This window comes from Shewanella sp. ALD9, from assembly GCF_002836315.1.
Taxonomy (GTDB): Bacteria; Pseudomonadota; Gammaproteobacteria; order Enterobacterales; family Shewanellaceae; genus Shewanella.
In genome coordinates this window covers 496657-514803 of the sequence record NZ_PJCD01000002.1, presented here as the reverse complement: position 1 = coordinate 514803, position 18147 = coordinate 496657, and the positions used below count along the sequence as shown (strand labels likewise).

General features: G+C 42.5%; 14 protein-coding genes. 8 read left to right on the top strand and 6 right to left on the bottom strand.

Annotated features, from left to right (window positions below; translation table 11 throughout):
- Positions 1–5 precede the first annotated feature (5 nt).
- On the top strand, positions 6–1094 hold the full coding sequence (locus CXF88_RS05745; protein ID WP_157822776.1) for a discoidin domain-containing protein: 1089 nt from the start codon (positions 6–8) through the stop codon (positions 1092–1094).
- 58 nt (positions 1095–1152) lie between these two features.
- On the opposite strand, the gene CXF88_RS05740 is transcribed toward CXF88_RS05745, so the two are convergent.
- Positions 1153–1746 carry a HEAT repeat domain-containing protein gene (locus CXF88_RS05740; RefSeq protein WP_101085961.1) on the bottom strand — a complete coding sequence of 198 codons (594 nt, stop codon included), beginning with the start codon at positions 1744–1746 and terminating at the stop codon, positions 1153–1155.
- Positions 1747–2343: 597 nt separating this feature from the next.
- On the opposite strand from CXF88_RS05740, the gene CXF88_RS05735 reads away from it, so the two are divergent.
- A complete protein-coding gene (locus CXF88_RS05735; RefSeq protein WP_101085960.1) occupies positions 2344–2883 on the top strand; it encodes a hypothetical protein in 540 nt (179 codons plus the stop codon).
- A 545-nt stretch (positions 2884–3428) separates the two neighbouring features.
- Here the strand turns inward: CXF88_RS05735 and CXF88_RS05730 are convergent.
- Complete coding sequence (locus CXF88_RS05730) at positions 3429–4331, bottom strand: LysR substrate-binding domain-containing protein (RefSeq protein ID WP_101085959.1); 903 nt, start codon at positions 4329–4331, stop codon at positions 3429–3431.
- Between the two features lie 210 nt (positions 4332–4541).
- Here CXF88_RS05730 and CXF88_RS05725 point away from each other — a divergent pair, with 210 nt between their 5' ends.
- Complete coding sequence (locus CXF88_RS05725; protein ID WP_101085958.1) at positions 4542–5510, top strand: TDT family transporter; 969 nt, start codon at positions 4542–4544, stop codon at positions 5508–5510.
- A 14-nt stretch (positions 5511–5524) separates the two neighbouring features.
- Complete coding sequence (gene ybaK, locus CXF88_RS05720) at positions 5525–5998, top strand: Cys-tRNA(Pro) deacylase (protein ID WP_101085957.1); 474 nt, start codon at positions 5525–5527, stop codon at positions 5996–5998.
- A 367-nt stretch (positions 5999–6365) separates the two neighbouring features.
- Here the strand turns inward: ybaK and CXF88_RS05715 are convergent, their stop codons facing one another.
- A complete protein-coding gene (locus CXF88_RS05715; protein ID WP_101085956.1) occupies positions 6366–7097 on the bottom strand; it encodes a DUF2057 domain-containing protein in 732 nt (243 codons plus the stop codon).
- An 88-nt stretch (positions 7098–7185) separates the two neighbouring features.
- Complete coding sequence (locus tag CXF88_RS05710; RefSeq protein WP_101085955.1) at positions 7186–8031, bottom strand: RluA family pseudouridine synthase; 846 nt, start codon at positions 8029–8031, stop codon at positions 7186–7188.
- Between the two features lie 181 nt (positions 8032–8212).
- Here CXF88_RS05710 and lgt point away from each other — a divergent pair, with 181 nt between their 5' ends.
- Positions 8213–8989, top strand: a complete 777-nt coding sequence (gene lgt / locus CXF88_RS05705) for a prolipoprotein diacylglyceryl transferase (RefSeq protein WP_101085954.1) — start codon at positions 8213–8215, stop codon at positions 8987–8989.
- Positions 8990–9098: 109 nt separating this feature from the next.
- On the opposite strand, the gene CXF88_RS05700 is transcribed toward lgt, so the two are convergent.
- The gene (locus CXF88_RS05700) at positions 9099–9941 is read right to left on the bottom strand and encodes a sulfotransferase domain-containing protein (protein WP_101085953.1); all 843 of its coding nucleotides are present in this window, start codon (positions 9939–9941) and stop codon (positions 9099–9101) included.
- 310 nt (positions 9942–10251) lie between these two features.
- Between CXF88_RS05700 and CXF88_RS05695 the strand changes: the two genes are divergently transcribed.
- From CXF88_RS05695 to CXF88_RS05680, 3 genes are all read left to right on the top strand, one after another.
- Positions 10252–10473 (top strand): hypothetical protein, encoded by a 222-nt coding sequence (locus CXF88_RS05695; RefSeq protein WP_101085952.1) that lies wholly within the window; start codon positions 10252–10254, stop codon positions 10471–10473.
- Positions 10474–11154: 681 nt separating this feature from the next.
- On the top strand, positions 11155–12645 hold the full coding sequence (locus tag CXF88_RS05685; protein WP_101085950.1) for a SulP family inorganic anion transporter: 1491 nt from the start codon (positions 11155–11157) through the stop codon (positions 12643–12645).
- Between the two features lie 32 nt (positions 12646–12677).
- On the top strand, positions 12678–13532 hold the full coding sequence (locus CXF88_RS05680; RefSeq protein WP_101085949.1) for a universal stress protein: 855 nt from the start codon (positions 12678–12680) through the stop codon (positions 13530–13532).
- A 369-nt stretch (positions 13533–13901) separates the two neighbouring features.
- Here CXF88_RS05680 and fdhF read toward each other — a convergent pair whose 3' ends face one another.
- Positions 13902–18131, bottom strand: coding sequence for a formate dehydrogenase subunit alpha (gene fdhF / locus CXF88_RS05675; protein ID WP_101085948.1), 4230 nt, complete (start codon positions 18129–18131; stop codon positions 13902–13904).
- Between the last annotated feature and the right edge of the window lie 16 nt (positions 18132–18147).

Genomic DNA, 18147 nt, shown 5'->3' with positions numbered 1-18147 from the left:
AAAAAGTGAATCTATTAAATAGAGACTTAATTCGTCATTTTATAACAGGCATTATTATCTATAGCGCTAGCTTTATGAGTCACGCCGTCACTCAAGTCTATGTTACAGCAGGTGAAGTTGGACAAGGTTTTTTGCTTAACCGACTAGATCAATGTTATTTAGTGACTCCTGAACATGTAATTGGAGATGAGTTTTTTGCGACTTTGATAAGTGGAACACATTTACGATCTTTAGGCGAAGCTGAGCCAATTCAGACCTTTGGATATGATTTGTCAATTCTTTCTGTCATGGGTGCAGCTCAAAAAGAGTGCCAAACGAATATCAACCAATTTGGTGCTATAGAGGCATTACTACAAAATGCAACTCAGCTAACCATTTCATCTATTAATGCCGATGGCAGTAGATCATTGATACCTGTAACACTTACAGACAAAGGGTTAATACATCTTAGAGTTAAACCCGTTTCAAATGATGTACAGCTTTACAAAGGCCTAAGTGGTAGTTTGGCGTTTATCAATGAAACCCCCGTAGGAATGTTACAGTCAATCGATGCAGATACTAGTGAAGGTATTCTATTACGCCAAGACCGCATCATAGAAACCATCTTACCTTTTTTCCAGTCATCATCAGCTTCTTTCTCACCACAGCCTAAATTAAACAGCAAGATTGAGGTTACTGCTGAGTCAATTAATTTATCAGTAGAAAACTGGAATCAGCCAGCCATAAATAGCGACTCTCGAATTGCTAATCTAATTGACGGAAACTTGGAGTCTAGCTGGCGAGTTGCCCCAGCAGGCTTACCCTTGAGTGTGGAGTTCTCAACCGGCGGAGAAACAACATTAATCAAGAATTTAATTTTGAGTAATAACAGCGGTGATAAACTCACTTTTATTAAAGACTTTGAAATTCTAGCAAGCCGAAAAAGCACTGGTAAACGAGGTTGGACAAGTATCTATTCAGGCACTTGGCTTAATAATAGAAATTCGAAAATAGTCGAAATATCTCCTATTAAAGCCAAACGGTTAATGCTGGTTGTTCATACCCATTGGGGAAGTACGACTGAAATTAGTTTATCGGAATTCAAGGCAAATTAGAATAATGTAGCGTCAAGTGAGTTAAATTGCTGGGTGTAAAACCCAGCGATTTCATCAATTAGATTATATTTAACGTCGCAGGAAATGTAATTCCATTACAAGTGACATCGCCACTGTAAATCGATTCTTCATTGAACGTTAGATTACCGTTACAAGAGCCACCGTCAAATTGAAGCATCAATCCTGAAATATTACCATCATAATACACACCAATGTAATTCGGCTTAAATTCAAAACGACCATTTTTTTCGTCATACTTTCTAAGATTTAATACGATCCCACCACCATACTTAGCAAATGTAGATTTAATCTTTTCATCTGCGTCTTCAGGAAGCTTAAAATTTATACCGAGTACATTTAGGCTATTAAATTTATTACGTAAAGTAATAGCTCGTAAAGTGTCATCTGCACTATTAAGCCCCATTGAGTATGCCATCTCACGCATTGCTGTATCATCAGACTTTAACATTGAATCTAGTGCCGCTATGCGGATATTGGGATCACTGTCATTGAGGAATCCCTTTATTTCAGCAATAGCGCCAGCGCGTTTTTTGATTGTTTCAGCCATTGTTTCAGCCATTGCTTGAGTGACGGTGAGTGTCGTCATAGCAAGTAAAATAGAACCTACTAATAGAGTTATCTTATTGTTCATTAATTACGTCCTGTAAGGTAGATAAGAGTTTAAGCAATTGAATTTATGCTACAAAAGTATCACAAAGGGGATTGCGTTCAAACAATTTTTTAAAAGTGACATTAAATGAGAAAAAGTGAGATTTGAATCGCTAGACTATATTCGAAGAGGGTTATAGTGATCTGACCGTGTATTTCAGATTCCAATGAATCATTACGAGATATTTTAAACATTTTTGGCTCTCACCTCCCTTAACGTTGCAGTGCCTATAATTTTTCTAATACCTAGCCCCTTTATAGGTTAAACACTCTAAGTTATTTCTATCCAGGTACAGCTTAGGGTGATAGCTCTAAGCCGCTATTGTCCCAAAACGAGTTTCAGGCGATAGGTCGCATAGATAAGCAACAAGCTAATTGAGCTACTTTTAATAATCGATAGATGACAATTGTAGTGGTCAATATCAATGGTCTCTTTTCCCTTTTCGTGCTCGTTTATCCTACATCACTCTGGTAGAGTACTTATTTATAAGCTTTTTTGCTAAAGCACGGCTTAAATAATAGGTTTATTAAATGTGCATTCGAACTATACAAATATTAGGTGCTTTTAGGGAGAGTTAATATGAGTAATGGAAGTAGCTCACTTTCCAACAGAATCATCTATTCGGCATGGGATTTTCAACAAGCATTGTCGGCTTTGACTTTCCTGATGGAAGAGTGCGAGTATGATAAAAAATACAATGTGGTGGATCTTAGAAAATTTAGATGTTTTGAAACTACTTTAATCGTTTCATTTGCACGGCCTTTCAAAACGGGAAGAGGTCGGGAAAAATTAGATTTATCGTCAATTGGATATGAGTTAACCGCTGAAGAATCTGATTTAAAAGATAAGCTTATAAGATTAAGAGACAAAATAGTAAGTCATTCAGATGAGGAGGAAATGGAATATCGAACGTTCTCAATACAACCCTTTGATGACCATGACGTAAGACTACCTATCGCGCGTTTTCAGGAAGCTCTTTATCTCGAAGAAGCCGAGATATACAAAATACAGAATCTATTGAAAAGGATCAACCGTGCTTTAGCTGAATTTCAATTCAAAGAAGTTCAATTAACCCCTCGTGAATTCAACAGACATAAGAAGCCAACACCTAAAAAGTAAAGCAAAAAAGACATCACAAGCGGCCTCTTCTTTAGGAGTCACCACAAACCCGATTTCCCTATCTTTCCTAATAACATTTATTACTTCAAAAGATTTAACTCTAACCCACCCTTATCCATAAATGAGTCAGAAGTCATGATTGAAAATGTCTAAATTCAACTCTGAACTTGAGGCCGTTGAAGACTCTTTATAAAAGAATGCGTGAGCCTGACAGGACGTCAGGCTAGCTTTCGCGGTACAGGATGTACCATCGGAAGCGTTAGCATTTTCGAATAAGGCTGAAGAACACTAAGACGAAGTTAAAAGCTGGATCAATTTCCGTCGCAATTTTTTCGCTGCTGTTGTTTGGTTAAAAAGCGAAAATGTTGCCGGAACGGCAGGGGTGATCCAAGAGGGGATTGCTGTTGATCCCCTTTTGGCCCGTGCAGGGTGGAACCTTGCGATCTTAATTCAAACGAAGTTTGAAAAATAGGTATGGTGAAGCGCCACGACGTTAGTGGCCGCAAGCCATAAATAGCAGAACTAGAACCCATAAAAGCATCGCTTTATGAATTATCCCATTGATGACAAAACTCAATAAAGCTTTTCAACAGCGGGCTGTGATATTTATCTTTGTGAACCACCAACCAAAACGGTCGCTGCATATTAATATTATTCCCCTTAATTGGAGAATCAAGCTGAGCCACACGTCCATCGTTAATCGCATATTGTGCCGCCAAAGCAGATAAACACCCTAAGCCAAGTCCGGCGGCGACACTGTTAATTAATGCTTCAGTGGTATTCAGTTCAAACACTTCATGCCACGACTCTATTTGCGGCGCGATAGTGCGCAAAAAAAACTCTCTCGAGCCAGAACCTGCTTCACGTAATATCCACTCACTTTGCTCTAAATCGTTAAACGTCCATTGTGCCTGCAGACTTATGGGTAAATGAGGCGCAGCGATAATACACATTTCATCATGGCTAAACTGACTGGCGATGAGTTCTGGGTGATGACTTTTACCCTCAATCAAGCCAATGTCTAACTCGTAATCCAGTAGTTTTTGGCAGATTAGACGTGAATTGGAAATCACCACGCTTTGTGAAAAATGTTGATGTTGCTGCCGAAAATGACTCAATAACCCGGGTACAACGTGATTACCTAAGGTGTCACTGGCACCTATTTTCAATTGACCCGTAAAAGCGTGGTCTGCATCAAACAATTGACTGATATTATTTGCTCTACTAAGCAGCTCGTCGGCCAGTGGTAATAGCTTGTGTCCTTCTTGATTAAGCACCAAGCGATTATTGACCCGATCAAATAGCGGGTGACCCAGTTGTTTTTCGAGTTCAGCCAGTGCCATGCTCACCGCGGCTTTAGACAAATACAGCGCCTCGGCTGCAGCTGTTAAGGTTTTATGTTGGGTAACACTGGTAAACACGTTGAGCTGCTTTAATGAAATGTGCATAGCGCCGCTTAGTTTGATATAGAGTGAGTTTGAAATAGCATTAGTTTGATGGTTATAAAGTTAATGTGAACGGTTTTATCTTCATCGTTATTGTTATGATCGATATTTCGTTCAGATTTTCTGAACGTATGTTTCATATAATTGGATATATATAAACAAAGTGCAAGCGTAATATAATCTTATTCTCTGATGGGTTGTTTTGAGGTTGTAATGATTCGAGCAGTAAAACAAACACTAACGACTGTTCCAACCCCTATGGCTGGATTAGCGTTGGGTATTGCAAGTTTAGGTTGGAGTTGGGAACTCCTAGTTGATTTCCATCATTATAGTCAGTGGGCAGGGGCTGTAATCGCAAGTGTATTATTACTGATTTTAAGTGCTAAATTTTTATTACATTCAGATTTATTACGTCAAGATCTCGCTCATCCAGTAGTTGGTAGCGTGGTACCTACTTTTGCAATGGCGTTAATGGTGGTGTCGAATTCGCTGGGTTATGCCTCGGCACTCGCAGGTGATTTATTATGGTCATTTGCCGTTTTGCTACACATCGGTTTTTTGGTCGGGTTTATTTATCATCGCAGTAAGCAATTTTCTCTGCATCATATGGTGCCGAGTTGGTTTATTCCTCCTATTGGTATTGTGGTGGCAGATGTGTCGTTTTCAGGCAATATTCATCTCGCGTGGGTTGCTCATGCCGCGCTGATTTTTGGCATGTTAAGTTATGCCATAATGTTACCGATGATGATTTATCGTCTTATATTTACAGAACAAATCCCTGATGCAGCCAAACCAACCTTAGCGATTTTAGCGGCGCCAGCCAGTTTATCTTTGGCGGGTTATTTAACCGTAATTGAACAACCATCGCCGGTCATTGTTGGATTATTATTTGGTATTGGAGTGTTAATGACTGCAATTATCTATTTGTGTTTTTTCAAACTGATGCGTTTACCTTTTAGTCCTGGTTATGCCGCGTTTACGTTTCCGATGGTGATTGGGGCAACGGCATTATTTAAGATGTCTGTTTGGATGGAAAGTGTTGGCATGGCTGCGGAATATGTACAGCAAATTAATGCATTAGCTGAATTTGAATTGCTTGTCGCTACCGTGGTTGTCAGTTATGTTTGTCTGCGATATCTGCATTTTTATCAGCCAAGCAAAGTATTGGCGGTGAATCCATAAATGAGCGCATTATCATGACCCCAGCAATTGAGATAGCTAAAAAATTTAAAATAGATTTTGAAGTACATGAATACCATCATGATACTAATAGTGAATCTTATGGTTTAGAAGCAGCGCAAAAATTGGGTGTGCCAACGGAGCAAGTGTTTAAAACCTTGGTGGTGAGCTTAGATAACCAAGCGCTGGTGGTTGGGGTTGTACCAGTGTCGTCGATGTTGAGTATGAAGTTAATCGCCAAAGCCGCAAGTGCAAAAAAAGCCCACATGGCAGAGGCGTTAGTCGTTGAGCGTTCTAGTGGTTATGTACTAGGAGGTGTGAGTCCGTTAGGGCAAAAAAAACCTTTGCCGACGATTATCGATATTTCTGCACAGCAGCATCAACGTATCTACATTAGCGCTGGCAAAAGAGGCGTAGATATCTCGCTAAGTCCTGCTGATTTACAACGGTTATTGAAAGCTACGTTTGCTGATATTTGTGCCCAACGTTAACGTCTAGTTGCCGTAAAATGGCCGATGAGATTGTTAGTTTAATGACCATTGGCAGCAAGCCATACGCAGAAAGCATTTCGCAGCCAACATTTCAAAATAAGCATTTCACAGCCAATAATTTTCTACAAAGAGTTTGCTATAAAAGGTTAGCTATAAAGAGATCGCCGTATACATTTTGCCGCAAACAATTCATCTCAAATAATTCATCTCAAACAATTCATCTCAAACATTTTATCGTAAAATATCTGCTCTTAAACAAGTCAGTTTAAAAGAGTCAGTCTCAAATCATTAGTTTCAAAAGAATGAGTGTCGAACTATTCAAGTTCAAACTCTAGGTTTTACCTTCGTTCAATAACACCCTTCATTATCAATTTATTTTGGCTTTAAACTCTGCTTGGGTATTGGGATTAGCTTTTTGATACCAATAATCGAGCATTCTACTGATTTCTGCTTGGGTGATATTTTCAGTTTTATTAACCTGAGTGTCGGCGGTATTGTTACTTGCGGTAACCTCTGCCGTTTTTGCGACTGGTACTATGGCTACTGGCGCTACTGGTACTACTGGTACTATTGGTACTGCTGGTGCAATTGGCGCTGCAGTAGCTGTTTTTTTGTTGATAGGTTTAGCTGATGCAATTGCAGTTATGGCGCCAGATTCATTATATTGTGCGATCTCTTGAGCAAAATCACGGCCAATTTGTAAGCCTGATTTCATCAGTTTATCTTGAGTAAATACAATGCTTTTACCCGTATTGTCGGTTAACGTTATTGTAGGTTGATCATTAAATTGATTGGCGCGTGAGGCAGAGTTAATGGTCGGCAATGTGAGTTGGTAGTTTTGCTCGCTGGCCTGAAAACGCAAAATAACAACATCAGAAACAAAATTATTTTGGCTGCCATTATCGCGATAACGGGCTTGATAGCGAAAAGCGATTTGTTGCATGTTATCGGGCATGCTTAAGTCCAGTTTTACGCTAGATTGCTGTTGTGATGCTTTACCGTTAACTAATACCGTTTCGACTCTGTCTGGCAGTTGTAAACTGGCGCCGATGCCCATAGGGCTAAGAGTAAGACAAAGTAACGCGATGATATGACGCATAGTATGTTATTCCATTGATGTTGATGAACAATATTGTGTGTTATGTGTAAGCACAATAAGCACAATAATTGCTTGATTGCCTAATAGCTTAATTGTTGATAAATGCTGGTCGGTAATGCTCTGGCAGTTCAAAGGTTTTTAGCGTGTTGCTTATTGGGCAAACAAAACGGAAAAAACACGATGTTAGTGCAAGGTCGGGCGAGTGCTCGTCGCCATTGCCATGCAAACGGTCGCCTACAACCGGGTGGCCTAAGCTAGCCATATGAATCCTAATTTGATGTTTACGGCCGGTGTCTATTTTCACCTGTACTTTGGATTGATTCAGTTCTGAGTTGTAGGTCAGTAAGGTGGCGTGGGATAGTGCTGGCTTATTATCGACTGGAGTATTAATGGTAACGGGATTGCTCGGAAACTCACCTTCAACAATCACTTGATAGTACTTTTCTAATTCGCGAGTTTCAAACAGCTTAGCAATAGCGGCAGCGGCTTTTTTACTGTGTCCCAATACTAATAAACCGGTAGCAGCACGATCTAGACGATGAATAATAAAGGCATTGCGCTGCGGCTGCATATTTAATTCAGCGTAGCGATTAATGGTGGTGTGATCGCTCCACTTTGAGCCCTGGCAACGCATACCATAGGGCTTGTACCAAATGCTGTAGTCGCCTTCATCAAACAATAACTCTGCCGGTGTGACTTGTTCGTCTAAAATGTATTGATTGTAATAGAGATGCAGTTTGTCACCGGGTTGCAAAGGCTTTTTTGCGCGGCGAATACGATTAGTTTGCTTACCATGGCTGTGCCAGATAGCACCTTTTTGCATAGCATCTTTCAATACTTGCTTGCTCAGGCTACTGGCTTGCGCCAAAAGCTCAATAGCGTCAGTACTGTGCTCGGTAATATCAATATGGTATTCGGTTTTATCGGCCATCATTTGGTTAACTCTAACAATGCAGTTTATCAGCAGTAAATAACGCTAAATGTTACCTTATTTAGCGCTTCAATGTTGATTAGTTAATGAAACTTTCTCTTCGCTTAAGTATCTATGTATCATCTGTCGTAAAGTTGTTTTAGCATAACGCGACAAAACACCATATCAATCTGGAGTAGGTAACTTGGAACACATCGTTTGGGATTTTGATCCTATATTAGTCTCGTTTATGGGATTAACCGTACATTGGTACGGCGCGCTTTTTGCGTTGGCTATAGCCACTGGTTTTCAGGTGATGAAGCACTTTTACAAAAAAGAAGGCTTAGATGTTGAGTCTCTTGATAACCTATTAGTGTATTGCGTTATTGGCATTATTGTTGGGGCTCGTTTAGCTCATTGTATTTTTTATGACCCTGGGTATTACTTTGCTCATCCGCTGAAGATATTTGCGATTTGGGAAGGCGGCCTTGCTAGCCATGGCGGCGGGTTAGGAGCGATATTGGGTCTGTATTTTTACCAACGTAAAGTGAAGTTACCGTTTTTGTTTTTACTCGATCGTTTAGCTATTGCGACAGCCATATTTGGCTTTTTTGTGCGTATGGCGAACTTTGCTAATTCAGAAATTTTGGGCGAACCCACTAATCAGCCATGGGGCATTATTTTTAAACGTATTGATATGTTGCCGCGCCATCCTGCGCAGTTGTATGAATCGTTTGCCTATTTATTAATATTTATCGGCTTATTCGCCATTTATAAATACACCAATATGAAGCAAAAACACGGCGCTATCTTTGGTTTGTTTTTGGTATTGGTCTTTACTGCGCGTATCGCGATTGAAAGCGTGAAAGTCAGCCAAGCGGCATATCATGAGTCAATGCTCAGTGCCGGCCAGTGGTTAAGTTTACCGTTTCTATTCGCGGGTATTGTGTTGCTGGTTATGGCTTACCGTAAACGCAGCTAATATGCTTACAAACTGAAAGTGATATCCAATAAAAACGTCCTATGGCTAATGCGATAGGACGTTTTTTTATGAGTAATCTGAGTCAGGATTTAATGCCTTTTACTTGGCATTACATACCTGCTGGTAAATACTTAAATCGCTTCATTTGTTCGTAATGGGTATCAACAATTTTTTGTACTTGTTCTGGTGTCAGTTTGGTTTTCCACTGATGCTTGCCACCATTTCTAAAGAAGGCATTAGCATTTTCATGTTTTTCAACAAAGCCGAGTTTAGTTTCTTGGGCTTTTAGTTGAGCAAAAGAGGAGTGCTTAATGGCATTTTTCAGGCGGACAGGATCTTTTTTCAAACCTAAAAAGGATTCTACTTTACGGAAGACCTTTTTAGGATCATCTAGCATATCCTCATAGCGTAAAATCAGCTTTGAGGCATCATCGGCAGTCCAGCTAGACACATGCATAGACCAAGAGGTAATAATTTGTGGCACATGCGGTGCTTCATTTGGCGTGCCAGTCATTTCTTCTGCCATATAAGCTATGGCTTCATCGATGCTGTAACCAAAGTAATTGGCCATTGAGATTGCCACATCTAGCGGGTTACGAACCACATAAATTGCCCCAGATGTGACTGAGGAATTATGCAGTGGATGACCGTTGTATTCGCCTAGGTAGTTGTGGGTTTTTACAAATGTGGTGCCATTAGCTTGATGCGCAATATCTGCCTGAACCTGTGGCCGCAATACACTCACCTCTTCTAACGTCAGCTCGGTGGTGGCAGCTTTGTCTTTTGGTAAATAATGCTGGTAACGATGCGCGGCCGACTCTGCCGTCGAAATGGTGTGCATGGTATTAATATCAATCGGTTGATCTTGATTTTGAATATAGTTTTCTAAAAATGCGCGTACCCAAGTGTTACCCGATTTAGGGTAAGAGGCCACCCAAAGTATGTTTCCCATCCGTAATCCTTTGTTATTATTTTTACGTCGTTCAATGCAGTAAAACTACCGATAATTGTGCAAAATGGCAAGTTTACTGGGTTGTTTGTATAGGGATTAAACTGTGATTATAACGACGATAATGTCGCTAAATGTAAACGCTGTAATGAATTTCAAGCTTCATAGCGCATGGTTTATTGTTAAGCGCTGACATTAATTGCTTTGCATCAAATCGCTAGCAAATGTAGCATGCTTGTTAATAAATGCCTTGCGACCGTTTGGTAGAGGTATTTTAGGCTGTATTATGTATAAAACAACAAGGAGAGTTTTGATGAATATTAATGCAACGCTGGTTGGCCAGTTAATTGTTATTTTCGCATTGCTAGTGGGTGTTATCAGTTATTTTCTTGGTCGTCGTAAAACACAATCACCGATTATGGCGGGCGTGCTTGGCGCTGTATTATCAATTGTACCGCTATTTGGTTTGATCTATTTAGTGGTGTTGATACTCAAAAATGATGTTAATTTAGGCGCTGAAACCGCAAGCAATTAAAGGTTGTTCCTAGGTCTCCTTTTAATGTTAAGGCTGCTGTTTTGATGCAGTTACCATTTTTTCTGCTAGTGATAATAAGTTTCGGGTCAACTTATGCAACGTTAATTCCTCGCTCTGCTTATGAAGCATTCCGGCTATTGGGTTCTATTTCAGAGTGTGTTTCAGTATTAATGGCTTACGGCTTAATCGTTGCGTACAACAAATTTACCTCAGAAAAAATTGCGGTTATCTCTTCATCATAACGTTGGGCTTTGTTCAGTTGAGCATTAAAAGGGGATAGTTGAGTGTTGTATCCACTTTAACTGCTCTGACAAGGCTCTAAACCAGTAAACGTGTCCGCGGTGTTACTGTTTAAACGCTTTGATTTTACTTATGCAACCCTTTATACTTGCCGCTGCATTTTTATGCACTGCGCGTTTAATAAATTTTAAGCCTAATTTACACATATTGCCGAGGTCGTTTTTCCATAATGAATATTAAGCCGCATTAGTTTTCCCTCCCTATTTGGATCGTTAAGATCCGTCCGTAATTGCTGCCATGTTGGTAGTTTTTGTTGTATATCACTATCCAATATCATTTTGTCGCATTAATGAGTTAATTTCACCGCTGACGCACGCTGATATATCAGGCGTTAACATATGTTATTGGCATATTGGCTAACATTAAAACAGAGTAAAATACATGATACAAAACATGAAAAAAGAATGGTTTTCCAACATCCGTGGAGATCTGTTAGCAGGTATAGTCGTCGCGCTAGCGTTAATTCCTGAGGCGATTGCCTTTTCTATTATTGCTGGGGTTGATCCAAAAGTGGGTTTGTACGCTTCATTCTGTATCGCTGTGGTCATCGCGTTTACGGGTGGACGTCCTGGAATGATCTCTGCGGCCACGGGTGCTATGGCGCTATTGATGGTGACCTTAGTTAAAGAGCATGGTCTTGAGTATTTATTAGCAGCAACGTTATTGACCGGCATATTTCAAATTGCAGCAGGTTACTTAAAGCTTGGTAGTTTGATGCGTTTTGTCTCGCGTTCGGTGGTGACCGGCTTTGTGAACGCACTCGCCATTTTAATTTTTATGGCGCAGTTGCCAGAGCTCACAGATGTGACGTGGCATGTATACGCTATGACCGCCGCTGGACTGGGTATTATTTACTTATTCCCACTCATCCCAGTTATTGGTAAATCATTGCCGTCACCTTTGATCTGTATTGTCGGCTTAACCATTTTTGCGGTTTACATGGGATTAGATATCCGTACCGTAGGCGATATGGGACAACTTCCTGATACGTTACCAATCTTCCTTTGGCCAGAAGTGCCATTAACCCTTGAAACGTTAATGATTATCTTCCCTTACTCTGCTGGTCTTGCTGTTGTGGGTTTATTGGAATCGATGATGACAGCGACCATTGTTGATGATTTAACCGATACGCCAAGCGATAAAAACCGCGAATGCAAGGGCCAAGGTATTGCGAATATCGGTGCTGGTTTATTGGGCGGCATGGCAGGTTGTGCCATGATTGGTCAATCAATTATCAACGTTAAATCAGGCGGGCGTGGGCGTTTGTCGACATTCTCTGCCGGTTTGTTTTTGCTAATCTTGATCGTGTTTTTAGGTGATTGGTTAAAAATGATCCCTATGGCTGCACTCGTTGCCGTGATGATCATGGTGTCTATTGGAACCTTCTCTTGGGATTCTATTCGTAATCTTAAACATCATCCTTTATCGACCAATCTTGTGATGGTTGCCACAGTTGTTGTGGTTGTCGCTACCCATAATTTAGCGATTGGGGTATTTGTAGGTGTGTTACTTGCCTCGTTATTTTTTGCCAATAAAGTGGGCCGTTTTATGGTGGTTAAAAACACCGACACTTCAGCAGACACTGGCCGTCATTATCAAATTATTGGCCAAGTCTTTTTTGCCTCAGCAGATAAGTTCAGCAACTCATTTGATTTCAGAGAAGTGGTTGATAAGGTGACTATTGATTTATCTTTGGCACATTTTTGGGATATTACTGCGGTATCGGCGCTCGATAAAGTGGTGATTAAATTCCGCCGTGAGGGCACTGAAGTTGAGTTAATTGGTCTTAATGAAGCCAGCGCTACCATTGTGGATAAATTTGGTGTGCATGATAAACCCGAAGACGTTGAAAAAATGATGTCAGGTCACTAAGCCCATAGCAACACTATAAAAGGATAATAATGATGACAAATGTGATTGCCTGTATCGATGGTTCAAAAGCAACACGCGCGGTATCTGATGCTAGTGGCTGGGCGGCTATGCAGTTGAATGCCCCAGTGACTTTACTACATGTATTGGATAAGTCTGCCTATCCTACAGAGTTAAATCTGTCGGGAAATATTGGCCTTGGTAGCCGAGAGCATCTGCTTGCTGAAATGGTTGAACTTGAAGGGCGCATGAGCAAACTCGCGCTCGAACAAGGTAAATATATGCTACAAGATGCGCAAACGAGCATTGTGGCGGCGCAACCTTCTGTGACTGTGCAAACACTGCAGCGCCATGGCGATTTAGTGGAAACGCTACTTGAGCAGGAAGCTGATGCCAGACTGGTGGTTATTGGTCGTCAAGGTGAGCAACATCAAGATCAAGCGCAAGCGATTGGCAGTCATTTAGAAAGTGTTATACGCACGCTTAAACAGCCGATTTTAGTGGTGATGGCTGATTTTACAATGCCAAGCCGTTTTATGATTGCTTATGACGGCAGTGCTACTTCGAAAACCGTGCTTGAACGAGTGATAAGCAGCCCACTACTTAAAGGGCTCGCATGCCATTTAGTGATGGTGTCTGACAATCAGTCTCAAGCGCTGACCGAATTGACTTCAGTTGCAGACTCTCTTACCGAGGCTGGTTTTGAGGTAACAACTGCGGTTTGTCAGGGCGAGGTGCAAACGGCTCTAGAGGCTTACCAGCTAGCACACCAAATTGATTTAATGGTAATGGGTGCTTATGGTCATTCACGTATTCGTGAGTTTTTTGTTGGTAGTAACACGACACGGATGATCAGTAAAAGCCACATCCCATTGTTATTGTTGCGCTAAGCAAAAAAGACTAGCGTCGCTTCGCTGCTAGGGCGGACTACGTCCTGCTAGGATCGCTTCGCTGCTAGGGCGGACTATGTCCTGCTAGGATCGCTTTGCTGCTAGGGCGGACTTGCGTCCTGCTAGGATCGCTTCGCTGCTAGGGCGGACTTGCGTCCTGCTAGGGTCGCTTCGCAACTAGAGCGGACTATGTCCTGCTAGGGTCGCTTCGCAACTAGAGCGGACTACGTCCTGCTAGGGTCGCTTCGCTGCTAGGGCGGACTACGTCCTGCTAGGTTCTTGATTTTATAGGATCTAGCCGCGCAGCGACCTAGCAGCGTAGCGCTACTAGGCTACTAGGCTACTAGTATGATGTGAGCTAGGCTCTGCTTAAGCAACAACACTTGGCTGCAGTGACTTTTCTGCTTTAACGGCACACACCTTATATTCTGGAATTTTTGCAATGGGATCCAATGCATTAATGGTCAGTTTATTGGCTGCGGCTTCGGCAAAGTGGAATGGTAAAAATAATACTCCTACCTGAGCCCGCTTAGTCACAAAGGCGGCTATGTCTATTTCTCCGCGGCGAGTACTCAGTTTCAACATATCACCGTTATTGACTCCCAATTGCTCGGCATCAAAAACCGAAATCATTACTCTGGGCGCGCCTTTAATATCCAGTTCTGGGGTTTTGCGGGTCATAGTGCCAGTATGGAATTGTTCCAGTAAACGGCCTGTTGAAAGGGTTAATGGATATTCGCTATCGGGCATTTCGGCAGGTAGTCGATAACTCACTGGCATCATTCTGCCTTTACCGCGTAAAAATGTTTCGGTATGCAAAATCGGTGTGCCAGGATGGTTTTCATCAAAGCATGGCCACTGTAAACCATCTACCTTATGTTCAAGTCGTTGCCAGGTAAGGCCTTGATATTGCGGGGTGACGTGGTTAATTTCTTGCCAGATATCTTTGGTGCTGTGGTAATTCCAATTAGCATCAAGGCTGTTGGCAATCATTTGGATAATTTTCCAGTCTACAATCGCATCCCCTGGAGGGGTTAACGCGACACGTAATTGTTGTACCCGACGTTCTGTATTGGTGAAATGGCCATCTTTTTCAGCAAAGGCGGTCGCGGGGAGTACCACATGAGCCATCTGCGCGGTTTCGGTTAAAAAGATATCTTGCACCAGCATAAATTTAATTTTGGATAGTGCAGCGATTACGTGAGCTTGGTCCGGATCGCTTAGCACTGGGTTTTCTCCCAAAACATACAGAGCATCGAGTTTACCTTTCACAATCGCCTGCATGATTTCAGTTGCTGCTAATCCTATCTCTGAATTTAGCGATGTATTGCCCCAAGCTTTGGCAAATTTAGCGTTATTACTCGGATTGATTTTTTGGTAACCGGGATAATAATTGGGTAACGCGCCCATATCACAGGCACCTTGCACATTGCTTTGGCCACGTAGTGGGTTTAGTCCGCCGCCCGTTACGCCAATGTTGCCACACAGCAATTGCAAGTTGGAGGTGGACACAACGTTGTCATAACCCGAGGTATGTTGAGTAATTCCCATGGCATAATACAAGGCGGTTTTATCCGCGGTACCAATCATTTTTGCCATAGCAGCAATGTTTTCAGCGCTCACACCAGTAATTAACGCTGCATTGGCTAAGTTGTAATCTGGCTTCATCACTTCTTGCTTGAGCAATTCATAGTCTTCAATACGGCTATTGATGTAGTGCATGTCTTGCCAGTTATTGATGATAATTTGCTGCATGATGGCATTGAGTAACATCACATCTGTGCCCGGTTTATGTGACACATATAAATGGGCACTGTCTGCAATAGCCGTTCTCTTTGGGTCCGCCACAATTAAGCGCGCGCCGTGTTGGCTGACCGCTCTTTTAATGTGAGAGGCGATAATAGGATGGGCGCTGGTGGTATCGGAGCCAATGATAAAAATAACATCGGACTCTTTAATGCTGGGAATATCATTGGTCATGGCCCCGCCGCCAATGGTATCGGATAACCCTGCAACAGATGATGAATGACATAGTCGTGCGCAGTGATCGATGTTGTTGGTGCCCATAATGCTACGGGTGAATTTTTGCATTAAATAGTTTTCTTCATTGGTGCATTTAGCTGAAGACAATGCCGCAAACTTGCTTGGCCCAGCAGCATCTTTAATCGGTTGAAGTTGCTGTGCTATATAACTAATAGCCTCGCTCCAAGTGGCCGGTTGTAGCTGACCATTTTTGCGAATTAATGGTGTGGTAAGGCGTTTAGGGCTGTTTAAAAAGTCAAAACCAGAGCGCCCTTTAACACATAGCATGCCTTCATTGACCACTGATTGAATGTCACCAGATACTCGCATTACATGATTTTTGGTCTGGTCGACATGCAGTTCAACCCGGCAACCAACGCCACAATATGTGCACACGGTTGAGGTTTTGGTTAACGCTCTGTCGCTGCCTTGGGTTTTATCGCGGGCATCAACCAAAGCGCCAGTAGGGCAAACTTGAACACAGTTACCGCATTGCACACAATCGCTGTCATTCATCGACGCAGTAAAGCCAACACGAGGGGCATTGCGGCTAATGCCTGCTGTTGTAGCATCGGGTAGTGCTTGATAACTATTGGCTTCAAAGCTGATAACGTTATGACCACTTTGCTGATGGCAAGCGTCAATACAAGCGGCGCAACTGATGCAGCGATTAGCATCAAAAGTAATAAAAGGCGCACTGTTATCGACTTTAAATTTACGCGCCTGAGTTTGATCCAGTGTTTTTCCGTCGACTTTATATTCGGTGGCGTAATCGCGTAACTTACAATCGGTATTGGCTTGGCAAGCACACTCTAAACAACGCATAGCTTCTTGCATTGCTTCATCGGGAATGAATCCTAGCTCTACTTCGGCAAAGTTAAGCGCTCGATTGAGCTGGTTTAGCTCTGGCATTTTTAAGCGACGACGTTTGGCTGTCTCAGGGTATAAGTTAGGGTAAGCGTTGGGATGTAGCGCTGCAGATAACGAGGCTGTTTTGTTGGCTTTTCGTGAGTTAAATAGTCCAGGCTCTAAATGACATGTTAAGCCTTCAGTTAATAATCCTTCAATGGCTTCAGCGGCTTTGCGGCCATCTGCCACCGCACCAACTGCAGTACCTGGGCCGGTGCGGGAATCACCGATAACAAATAGCTTTTCCACTCCAGCAGACATGGTTTGCTCGCAGCCAAGGAAAGTATGCCAGCGGGTCAGGGCGATATGGCCAGTGTCTATTTGATTTTCTGGTTGGTCTAAAAAGGCTAAATCCACTTGTTGAGATACCGCAGGAATTACGGTGTCGAACGCTTCTTCAAAGGTTTCGCCGGTCGCTTTAGGGGAGCGGCGACCAGATTCATCGGGCTCACCGAGCGCCATTTTAGCAAAGGTGACGGATTTGACCCGGCCTTGGTTATCGCTGTGGTTTTCCAGAGGATTAGTGAGAAAATGAAACTTAACCCCTTCCTCTTCTGCTTCATGTATTTCATAGGGCTCAGCTGGCATTTCATCACGGCTACGACGATAGATTAAGGTCACATCTGCACCATCGCGCACAGCGGTACGGGCGCAATCAATGGCAGTATTACCGCCACCAATGACGGCCACTTTTTTGCCTGTAATCAATTTTTTGTCGGTGCAATAATCGCGTAAATAGTCCACACCTAAATAACAGCCGATTAAATCACTGCCAGGATAATTCATTGGCACGGCTTTTTGTGCCCCAATCGCAAGGCAAACCGCATCATAATTGGCCACTAACTCGGTTAAATTGGTATCACGACCCAGTGCACATCCGGTCTTGATCTTAAGTCCATTGCGGGTGAGCAGTTCAATCTCTTTATCCAGTATATCTTTAGGTAAGCGGTACTCTGGGATGCCGTAACGTAACCAGCCACCTGCTTTAGGGGCCGACTCCATAATGGTGACATCGTGGCCATTATTAGACAAATAATAGCCGGCGGTGAGTCCTGCTGGGCCACTGCCGATAATCGCAATGCGCTTGTTGGTAGCGGGTGCTTTTGGCGGGACATAAGACTCTGCATCTTGTAAATCTAAGTCTGCTGCATGACGTTTTAATTGGCGAATTGCCACAGGTTCATCTACCAGTCCGCGGCGACACTGGGCTTCACAAAAAGCCGGGCAAACACGGCCAATAGACAAGGGTAAAGGTAAGGTTTGCTTGATGACTTTGACGGCTTCTTTATGATCACCTCTGCCGATATGATACAGGTACGACTGCACGTCAACGCCGGCAGGACAGGCGGTTTGGCAGGGCGCTTCACAGTCAGCAAAGTGATCACTCAGAATATCTTTGAGTGCTTGTTGACGAAGGTGGCTTAAGTGGCTCGACTGAGTAATGACCTCTAAACCCGTTTCTAGCGGTGTTTCACAGGCGCGAACACATCGTAAACTGCCATCTTGGTTTTTGATTTGTACTTGGCACAAATTGCAGTGTTGTCTCTCTTGGCGATGAGAATAATCACATAAGCTAGGGATGTTAATACCGGCGTTTTTTGCTGCCTTTAACAAGCTGTCAGCTTTAGGAAGCGAAAGTGTTGTTCCGTCGATAATGATATCAATCATTGCAAAGCCTTTTCAT

Coding starts and splice junctions, on each gene's coding strand:
- fdhF (WP_101085948.1), bottom strand. CDS start 18,131: ATGATTGATATCATTATCGACGGAACAACACTTTCGCTTCCTAAAGCT.
- CXF88_RS05730 (WP_101085959.1), bottom strand. CDS start 4,331: ATGCACATTTCATTAAAGCAGCTCAACGTGTTTACCAGTGTTACCCAA.
- CXF88_RS05735 (WP_101085960.1), top strand. CDS start 2,344: ATGAGTAATGGAAGTAGCTCACTTTCCAACAGAATCATCTATTCGGCA.
- CXF88_RS05685 (WP_101085950.1), top strand. CDS start 11,155: ATGATACAAAACATGAAAAAAGAATGGTTTTCCAACATCCGTGGAGAT.
- CXF88_RS05700 (WP_101085953.1), bottom strand. CDS start 9,941: ATGGGAAACATACTTTGGGTGGCCTCTTACCCTAAATCGGGTAACACT.
- CXF88_RS05710 (WP_101085955.1), bottom strand. CDS start 8,031: ATGATGGCCGATAAAACCGAATACCATATTGATATTACCGAGCACAGT.
- CXF88_RS05695 (WP_101085952.1), top strand. CDS start 10,252: ATGAATATTAATGCAACGCTGGTTGGCCAGTTAATTGTTATTTTCGCA.
- CXF88_RS05680 (WP_101085949.1), top strand. CDS start 12,678: ATGACAAATGTGATTGCCTGTATCGATGGTTCAAAAGCAACACGCGCG.
- CXF88_RS05715 (WP_101085956.1), bottom strand. CDS start 7,097: ATGCGTCATATCATCGCGTTACTTTGTCTTACTCTTAGCCCTATGGGC.
- ybaK (WP_101085957.1), top strand. CDS start 5,525: ATGACCCCAGCAATTGAGATAGCTAAAAAATTTAAAATAGATTTTGAA.
- CXF88_RS05740 (WP_101085961.1), bottom strand. CDS start 1,746: ATGAACAATAAGATAACTCTATTAGTAGGTTCTATTTTACTTGCTATG.
- CXF88_RS05725 (WP_101085958.1), top strand. CDS start 4,542: ATGATTCGAGCAGTAAAACAAACACTAACGACTGTTCCAACCCCTATG.